Annotated in this window: 14 protein-coding genes; 10 read left to right on the forward strand and 4 right to left on the reverse strand. The window is 67.9% G+C overall.

What is annotated here, in order from left to right; translation table 11 throughout:
• The first annotated feature begins 70 nt into the window (after nt 1-70).
• Nucleotides 71-2,104 (forward strand): M3 family metallopeptidase, encoded by a 2,034-nt coding sequence (locus tag POS15_RS20160; protein WP_046273148.1) that lies wholly within the window; start codon nt 71-73, stop codon nt 2,102-2,104.
• A gap of 118 nt (nt 2,105-2,222) precedes the next feature.
• Here the strand turns inward: POS15_RS20160 and POS15_RS20165 are convergent, their stop codons facing one another.
• Together POS15_RS20165 and POS15_RS20170 are read right to left on the reverse strand one after the other, a co-directional pair.
• A complete protein-coding gene (locus tag POS15_RS20165) occupies nt 2,223-3,023 on the reverse strand; it encodes an SDR family oxidoreductase (RefSeq protein WP_284128748.1) in 801 nt (266 codons plus the stop codon).
• Nucleotides 3,014-3,592: a DUF1415 domain-containing protein gene (locus POS15_RS20170; protein ID WP_026069847.1), complete on the reverse strand. Its 579-nt coding sequence runs from the start codon at nt 3,590-3,592 to the stop codon at nt 3,014-3,016. Before POS15_RS20170 ends, POS15_RS20165 begins: the two co-directional genes overlap by 10 nt.
• 210 nt (nt 3,593-3,802) lie before the next feature.
• On the opposite strand from POS15_RS20170, the gene POS15_RS20175 reads away from it, so the two are divergent.
• From POS15_RS20175 to POS15_RS20185, 3 genes are all read left to right on the forward strand, one after another.
• On the forward strand, nt 3,803-5,266 hold the full coding sequence (locus tag POS15_RS20175; RefSeq protein ID WP_261998104.1) for a benzaldehyde dehydrogenase: 1,464 nt from the start codon (nt 3,803-3,805) through the stop codon (nt 5,264-5,266).
• 13 nt (nt 5,267-5,279) lie between these two features.
• Nucleotides 5,280-6,407, forward strand: coding sequence for an NAD(P)-dependent alcohol dehydrogenase (locus tag POS15_RS20180; RefSeq protein WP_284128749.1), 1,128 nt, complete (start codon nt 5,280-5,282; stop codon nt 6,405-6,407).
• 88 nt (nt 6,408-6,495) lie between these two features.
• Entirely contained in the window at nt 6,496-7,596 is a 1,101-nt protein-coding gene (locus POS15_RS20185; protein WP_284128750.1) for a helix-turn-helix domain-containing protein, read from the forward strand.
• 204 nt (nt 7,597-7,800) lie between these two features.
• Here the strand turns inward: POS15_RS20185 and POS15_RS20190 are convergent, their stop codons facing one another.
• A complete protein-coding gene (locus tag POS15_RS20190) occupies nt 7,801-8,283 on the reverse strand; it encodes a YajQ family cyclic di-GMP-binding protein (protein WP_046273152.1) in 483 nt (160 codons plus the stop codon).
• A 77-nt stretch (nt 8,284-8,360) separates the two neighbouring features.
• Between POS15_RS20190 and POS15_RS20195 the strand changes: the two genes are divergently transcribed.
• From POS15_RS20195 to POS15_RS20215, 5 genes are all read left to right on the forward strand, one after another.
• On the forward strand, nt 8,361-9,257 hold the full coding sequence (locus POS15_RS20195; protein WP_019183662.1) for a DMT family transporter: 897 nt from the start codon (nt 8,361-8,363) through the stop codon (nt 9,255-9,257).
• Nucleotides 9,258-9,401: 144 nt separating this feature from the next.
• Nucleotides 9,402-10,409, forward strand: a complete 1,008-nt coding sequence (locus POS15_RS20200) for a methionine ABC transporter ATP-binding protein (protein ID WP_019183663.1) — start codon at nt 9,402-9,404, stop codon at nt 10,407-10,409.
• Nucleotides 10,406-11,095 (forward strand): methionine ABC transporter permease, encoded by a 690-nt coding sequence (locus POS15_RS20205; RefSeq protein WP_019183664.1) that lies wholly within the window; start codon nt 10,406-10,408, stop codon nt 11,093-11,095. Before POS15_RS20200 ends, POS15_RS20205 begins: the two co-directional genes overlap by 4 nt.
• 172 nt (nt 11,096-11,267) lie before the next feature.
• Nucleotides 11,268-11,546 carry a type II toxin-antitoxin system RelE/ParE family toxin gene (locus POS15_RS20210; protein WP_046273155.1) on the forward strand — a complete coding sequence of 93 codons (279 nt, stop codon included), beginning with the start codon at nt 11,268-11,270 and terminating at the stop codon, nt 11,544-11,546.
• Nucleotides 11,547-11,556: 10 nt separating this feature from the next.
• Nucleotides 11,557-11,859: a HigA family addiction module antitoxin gene (locus POS15_RS20215; protein ID WP_019183666.1), complete on the forward strand. Its 303-nt coding sequence runs from the start codon at nt 11,557-11,559 to the stop codon at nt 11,857-11,859.
• Nucleotides 11,860-11,868: 9 nt separating this feature from the next.
• Here the strand turns inward: POS15_RS20215 and POS15_RS20220 are convergent, their stop codons facing one another.
• Nucleotides 11,869-12,480: a lipocalin family protein gene (locus tag POS15_RS20220; RefSeq protein WP_019183667.1), complete on the reverse strand. Its 612-nt coding sequence runs from the start codon at nt 12,478-12,480 to the stop codon at nt 11,869-11,871.
• A gap of 205 nt (nt 12,481-12,685) precedes the next feature.
• On the opposite strand from POS15_RS20220, the gene POS15_RS20225 reads away from it, so the two are divergent.
• Nucleotides 12,686-13,012 carry a hypothetical protein gene (locus POS15_RS20225; protein WP_046273170.1) on the forward strand — a complete coding sequence of 109 codons (327 nt, stop codon included), beginning with the start codon at nt 12,686-12,688 and terminating at the stop codon, nt 13,010-13,012.
• Nucleotides 13,013-13,040 lie beyond the last annotated feature (28 nt).

Here is a 13,040-nt window from a genome sequence, read left to right on the forward strand (position 1 = left end):
GCCTTGTGTGGGGTGGGGGGCAATGCCATATCGTGGGGTGATGCCGCTGCAGCGGCCCCGTTGTCTGGAGATGCCTGTGACCCCCACCAATCCTCTGCTCGATTTTTCCGGCCTGCCGCGTTTCGATGCGATCCAGCCCGAGCACATCGCCCCGGCGATCGATGCCCTGCTGGCCGACGCCGAAGCCGCGGTGAAAACCGCCGAAACGGTCTCCCCGGTGACCTGGGCGAGCTTCGCCGAGCCGCTGGACGACGCCACCGAGCGCCTGTGGCGCGCGTGGGGCCAGGTGGGCCACCTGCAGGCCGTGGTGAACACCCCTGCGCTGCGCGAGGCCTACAACGCGAACCTGCCCAAGGTGACGCGCTTCGGCAGCGCGCTGGGCCAGAACCTGGCGCTCTACCAGCAGTACCGTGCCCTGGCCGACGCGCCCGAAGCGACGCAGTACGACGCGGCACGCCGCAAAGTGCTGGAGAACGCGCTGCGCGATTTCCGCCTGGGCGGTGCTGAACTCGATGACGCTGGCAAGGCGCGGTACAGCGCGATCCGCGAGGAGCTGTCCGCGCTGTCGGCGACGTTCTCGCAGAACGTGCTCGATGCGACCGATGCCTGGTCGCTGCACGTGCAGGACCGCGCCGAGCTCGCCGGCCTGCCGGACGATGTGATCGCCGCGGCCCGCGCTGCCGCGGAGAAGGAGGGTCTGGCCGGCTGGAAGCTGACCCTGCAGATGCCGTGCTACATCCCGGTGCAGACCTACGCCGAACATCGCCCGCTGCGCGAAGCGCTGTACCGCGCCAATGCGATCCGCGCCTCTGAATTCGGCGATGCCACGCTGGACAACAGCGGCAACATCGATCGCGTACTGGCGCTGCGCGCGGAGCTGGCCACGCTGCTGGGCTTTGCCAACTACGCCGAGTACTCGATCGCCACCAAGATGGCCGAGGATGCGCCGCAGGTACTGGGCTTCCTGCGTGATCTTGCCGCGCGTGCCAAGCCGTACGCGCAGCGCGACCGTGCCGAGCTGGAGGCGTTCGCGCGCGACGAGCTGGGCATGGCCGCGCTGGAGGCGTGGGACCTGGCGTTTGCCGCGGAGAAACTGAAACAGGCGCGCTACAGCTATTCCGAGCAGGACGTGAAGCAGTACTTCACCGAGCCGAAGGTGCTGGACGGCCTGTTCAGTGTGATCCGCAGCCTGTATGGCCTGGCGGTGCAGCCGGACAGCGCGCCGGTGTGGCATCCGGATGTGCGCTTCTTCCGCGTGGTCGATGCGCAGGGCGCGCTGGTCGGCCAGTTCTATCTGGATCTGTACGCGCGCGAAGGCAAGCGCGGTGGCGCGTGGATGGACGATTGCCGCAACCGCCGCGAGACCGCCGCCGGCGTGCAGACGCCGCTGGTGTACCTGGTCTGCAACTTCGGCAAGGGTGCACAAGGGCAGCCGGCCACCTTCAGCCACAGCGATGTGACCACGCTGTTCCATGAGATGGGGCACGGCCTGCATCAGTTGTTGACCCGCATCGGTGAGCTGGGCGTGGCCGGCATCAACGGGGTGGAGTGGGACGCGGTGGAACTGCCGAGCCAGTTCATGGAGAACTTCTGCTGGGAATGGGACCGCGTGCAGGCGATGACCGCACACGTGGCCACCGGCGAGCCGCTGCCGCGTGCGCTGTTCGACCGCATGCTGGCCGCACGCAATTTCCAGAGCGGCATGTTCACCGTGCGCCAGCTGGAATTCGCGCTGTTCGACATGCAGTTGCACAGCGAGTTCGATCCGACCCAGGACAGCGTGCAGGCGCTGTTGGAACGCGTCCGCGATGAAGTGGCCGTCAACCGGCCGCCGGCGTGGAATCGCTTCCCCAACCAGTTCAGCCACATTTTTGCCGGTGGCTATGCGGCCGGCTACTACAGCTACAAATGGGCCGAGGTGCTCAGCGCCGATGCCTACGCCGCGTTCGAGGAGGCCCCGGACAAAGTGACCGAGACCGGCCAGCGCTTCCGCGATGAAGTGCTCTCACGGGGCGGCAGCCGCAGTGCCGCCGAGAACTTCGCCGCCTTCCGTGGCCGCGCGCCGACAGTGGACGCGCTGCTGCGGCATAACGGGATGGTGTGATTCCCCGATGTGGTAGTGCCGGCCGCTGGCCGGCTCTGCATCCCGCCGCCAGGGGCGGGGTGTCATGCAAGGTGAGGAGCCGGCCAGCGGGATCGCGTGCGCTATCGCGGCACGTTGATCACTCCGCGTAGATCATCTTCCGGCTCATGCCGCCGTCGACGATGTGGTCCTGGCCGGTGATGAAGCCAGCCAGGTCCGAGAGCAGGAAGACCGCCAGTGCGCCGATGTCCGGCGGCTGGCCAACGCGGCCGACCGGGTGCTGCGCATGATCGCGGCGGGACAGTTTGGGCGTGCGTCGCCGTGAGGGCGCCTGCCAGGCATCGGTGGTGATCCAGCCGGGGCTGATGCTGTTGACCCGCACGGCCGGCCCTTCGCTCAATGCCAATGCATGGGTGAAGGCGACCAGCCCGCCCTTGGCCGCGGCGTAGGCTTCACTGTCCGGCTCGGACTGCCAGGCACGCGTGGAGGCGATGTTGATGATCGCCCCGGCATGCTCGCGCAGGGCGGGCAGGGCATGCTTGCTGCACAGGAAGGCGCCATGCAGGCTGGAGAGGCGGCGTTGCCACTCGGCCAGCGGCATCTGCGCCAGGGGCGTGCCATGGGCACTGGCGATGCCGGCATTGTTGACCAGGCCATCAATGCGCCCGAAGCGCTTCAGCGTCGCCTTGATCAGCGCCTGCACGCTGCGTTCGCTGGCCACGTCCGCGCGTTGGAACGCCGCGCGCTCCGGCAATGCCCATTCCTTCAGGCAGGCCTTGCCGGCATCGGCATCCAGGTCGGCGATCATCACGCTGCCGCCCGCGCCGAGCACCGATTGCGCGATGCCACGGCCCACGCCCTGCGCACCCCCGGTGATCACCACCACGCGGTCGCGCAGCGGCTGTGCCGGCCAGTCGAGGAGGGTCGGGGTCAATGACACGGCGGCATCTCGTTGCGGCCCAGCAGGCGCGTCCAGCCTTCGATGCCGAGTTTGTCCAGCGTCTCGATGTTGCGCTCCACGATCACGTCCGGATCCGGGAAGGCTGCCACCGCGCGCTCGACGCTGTCTTCGCGCAGCAGGTGCAGGGTCGGGTAGGGCGCGCGGTTGGTGTAATTGCTCACGTCATCCGGGGCCACGCCGGCGAACTGGTACTGCGGATGGAAGCTGGCCACCTGCAGGATGCCCTGCAGATCCAGTGCCTCGATCGCTGCATCGGCGTTGTCGAGGAAGTCGTTGTACTCCAGGAAATCGGTCAGCACGTCCGGGTGCACGATCAGGGTGGTGTCGATCTGCTCGGCGGGCGTGTCGCGCAGCAGGATCAGCTCTTCGGCCAGTTCCTCGACCAGCGCCTCCGGCGTGGTCGCATCACTGAGCACGAACCGCACCTGGTCCTTGACGTACACCGCCTTGGCGAACGGGCACAGGTTCAGGCCGATCACGATCTGCTCCAGCCATTTCCGGGTCTCGGCAATGGGGTCGCGGGTGGCAGTGAGGAAGGCATCGTTCATGGCGGGCGGGGTCGCTGGCGGGGCCGTTGATTGTACGGCGCGGCGGTGAAGTGGACGCCCGATCGGCTCCACTGTCCATTAACTGGACACCGGTCATGCTGGAAATTCCTTATCCGGCAATCACTTGCAGTGATCCATCCAGCGGCCAATAGGCAGTGGCCGGCTGCGGGTATCCAATGGCCGGGTACACGACGCAAGGAGTTCTCAGTGATGGCAACACACGCATTCCTGCCGACGGCCACGTGGTCCGGCAAGCTGTTCGATGGCCAGTGGGCCGCGGGTGCAGGCACCCAGGACGTGGTCGAGCCGGCGACCGGCGAGCGCCTGGGCGAGATCGCGATGGCCGACCCGGCACAGATCGCGCGCGCCGCCGCCACCGCCGCCAAGGCGCAGCGCGACTGGGCCAGCGCCCCGTATGACACCCGCGCGCAGGTGCTGCGCCGCGCGGCGCAGTTGGCCGAAGAACACAACGACGAGATCGTGCAGTGGCTGGTCCGCGAAAGCGGCTCCACCCAGCTCAAGGCCGGTTTCGAGGCCAAGGTGAACACCAAGGCGCTGCATGAGGCCGCGGCACTGCCCTCGCGCAGCATCGGCGAGGTGCTGCCGTCCGAACCGGGCCGTTTGAACCTGGCGCGCCGCCGCCCACTCGGCGTGGTCGGCGTGATCTCGCCGTTCAACTTCCCGCTGTACCTGGCCATGCGTGCCGTGGCCCCGGCGCTGGCGCTGGGCAACGCGGTGGTGCTCAAGCCCGATCCGCGCACTGCCGTGTGCGGCGGCTTCGTGATCGCGCGCCTGTTCGAACTGGCCGGGCTGCCGGCGGGCCTGCTGCACGTGCTGCCGGGCGATGGCGCCGCCGGTGCGGCGCTGACCAGTGACCCGAACATCGCGATGATCCAGTTCACCGGCTCCACCGGAGCGGGGCGCAAGGTCGGCGAAGCGGCCGGCAAGCACCTGAAGAAGGTATCGCTGGAACTGGGCGGCAAGAACTCGCTGATCGTGCTCGACGATGCCGACATGGACCTGGCCATCGCCAACACCGCGTGGGGCGTCTACCTGCACCAGGGCCAGATCTGCATGGCCACCGGCCGCGTGCTGGTCCAGCGCAGCATCCATGCGCGGTTCCTGGAAAAGCTGGTGGCCAAGGCCAAGTCGCTCAAGGTCGGCAATCCGGCCGATGGCGAGGTGGCGATCGGGCCGCTGATCAACGCCCAGCAGCGTGACCATGCTGCGCGCATCGTTGCCGAAGCGCAGGCGGCTGGCGCCACGCTCGCGACCGGCGGTGGGTACAAGGACCTGTTCTTCGAACCGACCGTGCTCAGCGATGTGAGCCGCGACAACCCGGCCTTCCACGAAGAGATCTTCGCACCGGTCGCGGTGGTCGTGCCCTTCGATACCGATGATGAGGCGGTGGAGCTGGCCAACGACAGCGAGTACGGCCTGTCGATGGCGATCGTGTCGAGCAATGTCGGCCGCGCACTGAAGCTGGGCGAACGGCTGCGCACCGGCCTGCTGCACATCAACGACCAGACCGTGAACGATGAGGTGATCAATCCGTTCGGTGGCGTCGGCGCCTCCGGCAATGGCACCAGCATCGGTGGCCCGTCCAACATCGACGAGTTCACCCAGTGGCAGTGGATGACCGTCAAGGGCGAAGCGCCCGCCTACCCGATCTGATCAGGAGACCCTCATGACCGCAACAGCAGAACTGCGCGACATCACCGTGGCCGTGGTGCGCGAAAAAGAACAGCCTTTCACGATCGAGAAGGCGCGCATCCGTGGGCCGCAGGACGATGAAGTGCTGGTGCGCGTAGTCGCCACCGGCCTGTGCCATACCGACCTGATCGTGCGTGACCAGTACTATCCCGTGCCGCTGCCGGCGGTGCTCGGCCATGAAGGTGCAGGCATCGTTGAAGCACTCGGCCCGGGCGTGAAAGACCTCAAGGTTGGTGACCATGTTGTGCTGACCTACGGCGCCTGCGGCCACTGCAATCCCTGCAGCGGCGGCCACGGCGCGTACTGCAAGGACTTCTTCGGGCTCAACTTCGGTGGCGGTGCACTGGACGGTTCCACCGCGATCCAGGACCCGGACGGCAAGCCGCTGCACGATCATTTCTTCGCGCAGTCTTCGTTCGCCACCTACGCACTGAGCCGCGAAAACAACGCGATCAAGGTGCCTGACGATGCGCCGATCGAACTGCTCGGCCCGCTCGGCTGCGGCATCCAGACCGGTGCCGGTGCCGTGATCAACTCGCTCAAGGTCACCGCCGGCAGCAGCTTCGCCAGCTTCGGTGCCGGCGCGGTCGGCCTGAGCGCGGTGATGGCCGCGCGCGTGGCCGGTGCGACCACGATCATCGCCATCGATGTGGTGCCGTCGCGCCTGGAACTGGCCAAGGAACTCGGCGCCACCCATGTGATCAACAGCCGCGAGGTCGACGTCGTCGACGCCGTGCGCGAGATCACCGGCGGCGGGGCCAACTTCGCCCTGGAATCCACCGGTCGCCCGGACGTGCTGGCACAGGGCATCGAGGCGCTTGGGGGGCTGGGCGTGATCGGCGTGGTCGGCGCGCCGAAGCTGGGCACCAAGGCCGAGTTCGACGTCAACAACCTGCTGCTGGGCGGGCGCAGCATCCGCGGCATCGTTGAAGGCGACAGCGTGCCGAAGGTGTTCATCCCGCAGCTGGTGCAGCTGTACCAGCTGGGCCGCTTCCCGTTCGACAAACTGGTGAAGTTCTACCCGCTGGACCAGATCAACCAGGCCGCCGAGGACAGCACCCGCGGCGTGACCCTCAAGCCGATCCTGACCATCGGCGGGTGAAACGCTCCGTCGCAGGCATGCGTGCCTGCGACGACGCAGCAGTCAGCTTTGCCGGAGTAGGCTGTCGGTCCGAGGTGGAGATCGACCGATGGCCGCGATGGTTCTGGAACAGCAGCAGGTATTGGCCGCCGCCCGTCAGCGCTTTGCCGAGGGCGGCGCGCTGATGGACAGCGTGGTCAGCCCGCCGGTACTGCGCTCCTGGGAGCGTTCGCGCCAGGCCGGCGTACAGCCGCGGCAGGCGCCGTACTACGCGCCCCTTGCCGCGGGCGCCACCCGCCTGGACGACCCGGCCGACCGCCGCCTCGCACGCTGTGTGCGCGAGGACATGGACCATCTCTGGGCCGCCTTCGGTGGCCGCCAATGGACCCTGTTCTGCGTCAACGCCGACGGCCTGGTCGTCGCCCAGCGCGAACATGGCCTGGCCGACGTGCCGGTGCTGCGCCCGATCCAGATCGGCCGCCGCCTGCGCGAGATCGACATCGGCACCACGGCACCGGCCTGCAGCCTGGCCGAAGACGCGCCCGCGCTTGTGCGCGGCAACGAACACTACCTGGATCGCTTCGCCACCGTGTTCTGCCTGAGCGTGCCCCTGCATGGGCTGGATGGTGAAGTGCTGGGGGCCCTGGACATCACCGGCACCGGCGAGCGCGATGCCGAGCTGCTGCACGGCTACTTCCGCCAGGCCGCCCTCTCGGCCGAAAACCGGCTGATGCAGGACCACCGCCCCTGTCATCTGCTGGCCGTCCAGCACGACGCACGCTGGCTGCACTCACCGCTGCAGGGTCTGCTGGCCATCGAAGAAGACGGGCGCGTCCGCGCCGCCAACCGCGTGGCCCGCCGCCTGTTCGGACTCCCGCGCCGCGGCCCCTTGCCCCTGCTCACCCTCGAAGGCCTGTTCGCCGGCGCCAGCGTCCACCAGCGCCGCCGCCTCCTGCAGACCGGCCCGGCCCACCGGGTCCGCCTGGACGAAGACACGGCCGTGCACGTCCAGTACCTGCGCGGGCCACTCGCACCGCACGCCAGCCGCAAGCTCGACGCACAGCCCGTCAACGCCGCCAATGCCTCGCTGCGTGCGCAGAACACGCAGCACGTCCGCGACACCGTGGCCGCCCACCAGGGCAACGTCAGTGCCGCCGCGCGCCAGCTCGGCATCTCACGCACCACCCTGTACAAGCTGATTCGCGCGTAGTGACCCGCGCCCGGCGGTACACACGCCGGAAGCCGCACCTTTTCGATCTGCGCAACGAGGTTGCCGGCCAGCGGCCGGCACTACCGATGGGATATCGCCTGGTCGCCGGAAGCGGCGGGCACGACCGCTTTGCCCGCCCATCCGCCGACGCAGCACACCAGCAATGAATCGCCAGCGCTCTTCGCTACAGCCCTTCGGCCAAGATCAATCGCGGAAATTATCGAACTGCAGCGGAACCTCGAAGGTCTCCTTCCGCAGCAGCGCCATCGCATCCTGCAGATCATCGCGCTTCTTGCCCGTCACCCGCAGCTTGTCGCCATTGATCTGGCTGTCCACCTTCAACTTGGCCTCCTTGATCTTCGCCGCGATCTTCTTGGCCACCTTCTGCTCGATGCCCTGCTTGACCGTGATCTTCTGCCGCGCACCGGCCAGATTCGTCTCGATATCACCGAACTCCAGGCACGCCGCATCGATCTTCCGCGCGATCAAGCGCTGGCGCAGGATGTCCGTCATCTGCTGCAACTGGAAATCGCTCGGCGCGGACTGGTTGATCACGCCATCCTCCAGCACGAACTTGGCGTCCACCCCCTTGAAATCGAAGCGCGTGGACAACTCGCGGTTGGCCTGATCGACCGCGTTGGTCAGCTCGTGGGTGTCGACTTCGGAAACAACGTCAAAAGAGGGCATCGGAAAACTCCAGCGGGTGAATACCCCATTCTACCAACCCACCATGGACGGCCCGGCCAACCCGGCGATAATGGGTCATGAACACGCAACGCTCCCCCACCCGCGCCGTCGCCTGGATGCTCATGGCCGTGGCCTGCTTCTCGCTGATGGATGCCGGCATGAAGCAGCTGTCGGCCAGCTATCCCACCCTGCAGGTCACCTTCCTGCGCGGCGCGGCGTCGCTGCCGTTCGTGCTGGTCTGGGTGCTGGCCACGGCCGGCCCGCGCTCGCTGGTGCCCAGGCGCTGGGGCCTGCACCTGCTGCGCGGCGTGCTCGGCATGGCGATGATCGGCTGCTTCGTCTACGCGCTGCGCAGCCTGCCGCTGTCCACCGCCTACACCATCTACTTCGTCGCCCCGCTGCTGATCGCCGCGCTCTCGGTACCGCTGCTCGGCGAGCACGTCGGCCCGCGCCGCTGGATCGCCATCGGCATCGGCCTGATCGGCGTGCTGGTGGTGCTGCGCCCCGGCGTTGGCGGGATCATCTCCTTCCCGGGCCTGATGGTGCTGCTGGCGGCCACCGCCTATGCCCTGGCCGCGATCACGGTCAGCATGCTGACCCGGACCGATACCCCGCAGTCGATGGTGGTGTGGTTCCTGGTGATCATGGCCGTCGGCGCCGGCCTGCTCGCGATCCCGGACTGGCAGCCGCTGCAGCTGGGCCACGCGGCCCTGATCGCGGGCATGGGCCTGGCCGGGGCAGGGGGGCAGGTCGCCCTGACCCGGGCCTTCCAGCTGGGCGAAGCCTCGATGATCGCGCCGCTGGAATACACCGGGCTGGTCTGGGTGATCGGCTGGGACCTGTTGTTCTGGGGCGTGCTGCCCGACCAGGTGACCTGGCTGGGCGCAGCCATCATCGTGGCCTCGGGCCTGTACCTGCTGCACCGCGAGCGGGTCCGCCGGGTCGAGCCGCCCAGGCCGCTGGATCATCCCTGAGCCCGGCCGGCGCCCGCCAGGCCGACCGGATCACGTTCCCTTAGAACCAAACGGAATATCATTCCGCGCAACCGCACGGGCCAGGGCCGCCCCGCGCTGGTAGGCTGCACGCCCCCTCCCGTCGATGCCCCGGTTGACCGCGAAGTGATCGAGTTCCAGCGCCTGCACAAATCCTATGCCGTCGGCGGCCGCGCGATTGCCGCGCTGCAGCCGCTGGACCTGACCATCGAGGCCGGCGAAGTGTTCGGCATCATCGGCCATTCCGGCGCGGGCAAATCGACCCTGATCCGCCTGATCAACCGGCTGGAGGAGCCCACCGGTGGCCGCCTGCTGATCAATGGCGAAGACGTCACCGCGCTCGACGCCGAGGGGTTGCGCGTGCTGCGCCGGAAGATCGGCATGATCTTCCAGCACTTCAACCTGCTGTCCTCGCGCACCGTGGCGGCCAATGTCGCCTTCCCGCTGGAGCTGGCCGGCACGCCGCGCGCGGAGATCGATGCGCGCGTGGACGAACTGCTGCACACGGTCGGCCTGGAAGCGCACGCCAACAAATACCCGGCGCAGCTGTCCGGCGGCCAGAAACAGCGCGTCGGCATCGCCCGCGCGCTGGCCACCCGCCCGCAGATCCTGCTGTGCGATGAGGCCACCAGCGCGCTGGACCCGCAGACCACCGCCTCGGTGCTCAAGCTGCTGGGCAGGATCAACCGCGAGCTGGGCCTGACCATCGTGCTGATCACCCACGAAATGGACGTGATCCGCCGTGTCTGCGACCGCGTGGCCGTACTCGATGCCGGCCACCTGGTCGAGACCGGCCCGGTCACCGAGGTGTTCCTGCACCCGCAGCACCCGACCACCCGCCGCTTCGTCAGCGAGTCCGAACAGGTCGACGAGGGCGAGCTGCACAAGGATTTCGAGGCGGTGGCCGGTCGCATCGTGCGCCTGACCTTCCTCGGCGCCGACACCTATGAACCGCTGCTGGGGCGCATCGCGCGCGAGACCGGCGTGGACTACAACATCCTGTCCGGTCGCATCGACCGGATCAAGGACACCCCGTATGGGCAGCTGACCGTGTCGCTGGTCGGGGGCGACGTACAGGCCGCGCAGGCGGGCTTCGTTGCCGCCGGTGTCCATCTTGAGGAGCTGCGCCGATGATCCTGGCCACCGCAGGCGGGTTCTTCCGCCACCTCGACGCCGGCAAATGGGCTGACATCGGCCAGGCCACGCTGGATACCCTGCTGATGCTCGGCGGCTCGCTGCCGCTGACGCTGCTGATCGGCCTGCCGCTGGGCGTGCTGCTGTTCCTGACCGGCTCGCCGCAGCTGCACCGCAAGCCGGTGCTGTACGGTTCGCTCGCGCTGCTGGTGAACCTGCTGCGCTCGGTGCCCTTCATCATCCTGATGATCGTGCTGATCCCGCTCACGCTGTGGATGATGGGCACCTCGCTGGGTGTCCGTGGCGCGATCGTGCCGCTGGTGATCGGCGCGGCGCCGTTCTATGCACGTCTGGTCGAGACCGCGCTGCGCGAAGTGGACCGCGGCGTGATCGAGGCGACCCAGGCGATGGGCGCCACCACCTGGCAGCTGGTCACCCGGGTGCTGCTGCCCGAAGCGCGGCCTGGCCTCATCGCCGGCGCCACCGTCACCGTGATCGCCCTGATCGGCTTCACCGCGATGGGCGGTGCGATCGGCTCGGGCGGCCTGGGCGACCTGGCATTCCGCGATGGCTATCAGCGTTCGCATACCGACGTGGCCCTGGTTACCGTGGTGCTGCTGCTGGTGCTGGTGCAGATCCTGCAGATGATCGGCGACCGCCTGGTCTCGCACTACAGCCGGAAATAACCGGTCGGTACGCCATGCCCAGCGGCGACCGGGCATGGTCTCAGAGTGTGCCGCCCATGGGAGTGCCGGGGCGGCAGCACGCGTTGGTTCTATTGATCAGGTGATCGACCAACGCAGCATTGCGTGACGGACAGCTGTGTTATATTCCGTTTGACGTAATACGCTGTGCGGAATGATTCAATCCTTCCGATGCCGCCACACGCTCGCGCTGTTTGCGGGGCGATGCCCGCGCCAATTCCGTGCGTTCCAGTCACTGGCCGAGCGCAAGCTGCAGATGCTGGATGCTGCACAGACCCTGCAGTTCCTGCGGTGCCCGCCCGGAAATCGGCTCGAAGCGCTGTACGGTGATCGACGCGGGCAGCACAGCATCCGCATCAACGCGCAGTGGCGGTTGTGTTTTGTCTGGACCGACAACGGTCCGCGTGATGTCGAGATCGTCGATTACCACTGAGGTGCCATCCATGAGCCGCCCCATCAACAATCTCAGGGCCGTCCATCCGGGCGAAATCCTGCGCGAGGAGTTTCTGCTGCCGCTGCAGCTGAGCATCACCGCGCTGGCACGGGCCTTGGATGTGCCGCCGACGCGATTGCACGCCATCGTGCATGAAACCCGTGGCGTAACGGCGGATACCGCAGTGCGCCTGGCGCGTCATTTCGGCGGGGACGCCGCGTCGTGGCTGGCCCTCCAGGCCGAGTACGACCTGAAGACGCTGCCGACCCGTCAGGAAATCGAGCGCAGGGTGCAGCCGCGCGAGGCGGCCTGAGCGCCGCCCTTACCGGACGTTCGGCACTTCAAAGCCCAGCCGGTCCACCTGCTCGGGGTGCTGCGGCACGCGCTTGAGCTTGTCGGTGTTGACCCCGTAATCGTCACGCAGGCGGGTGGCGAGCTCTTTGTAGAGCTCCTTGTCCATGTCCGGCTGGCGCGCGAAGATCCAGGCCATCTCGCGGCCCGGGTAACCCAGCATCGCCCACGAATAGTCCGGCGCGACTTCCAGCACGCGGGTGTGGGTCGGCACGATCTTGTAGAACCAGGTGCGCCAGTTGTGGTTGCCGCTCTTCTCGTCCACCGAGGCGCGGACGGTCAGTTCCTGCTGCGGTTCGGAGAAGCCGTCGCGGTAGCGGTATCTGATCGACACCTTCTGGTCTCCGCGCAGGCGGAACTCATTGACGCTGGCGACGTGGCCGCGCTCGATCGGGTTCGGCACGCGGCCGATCACGTACCAGGTGCCCATGAACCGCTGCAGGTCGATCGGCGCCGCGGCGCTGTCGACCGCGACCGGCGTCGGCGCGGGGTCCGGTTTGGTCTCATGACGGAACGCACAGGCTGACAGCAACGCCAGCGAGGAGACCAACAGGACAGCGCGAAGCGGGCGGTTCGAAGACATGCGGCGGGTGGCTCCAGTGGCTGGCAGGGGCATGGTGGGTGGGACAGCAGAGAACGTCAATGGCGGCGCGGCGGTTGCGTGACCGATTCATGCAGCCTCGGCGCCGGAGGTCCTTGCTGCCGCGGCCGACCGACAAGGTCGCAGCCGGTGAGATGGCCGCGCGGCAAGGTGACGCATCACTTTCGCACGGAGCTGTGTCATGACCCTGTCGTCTTCCCCGCGTTCGTCCGACCGTCCCGATCCGCGCGTGCTGCGCTGCGTCAGGCAGGCCGCCCTGGCCGGGGTCGCCCTGGTCCTGGTCTGGCCCGCCGCACGGGGCCACAGCGAGTGGATCGGCTGGCTGCCGCTGTGGCTGGTCGGCATGCCCCTGGTGGCCTGGTGGAGCCTGCATCGCTTCCGCCTGCCGCTGCCGGGCCTGCTCACCCGGACCGCCCGCCGCCGTCGTGGGCCGCAGGCGCGGCGCCGCGGTCGCCCGCTGCCGCGACCGGCCCGGCCTGACCTTCGACACGTGAGCCGCAGCCAGACGGTGTGATAGCGTCCCAAGGCTATGAATGCCTGGA

It is taken from the genome of Stenotrophomonas sp. BIO128-Bstrain, from assembly GCF_030128875.1.
Taxonomy (GTDB): domain Bacteria; phylum Pseudomonadota; class Gammaproteobacteria; order Xanthomonadales; family Xanthomonadaceae; genus Stenotrophomonas; species Stenotrophomonas bentonitica_A.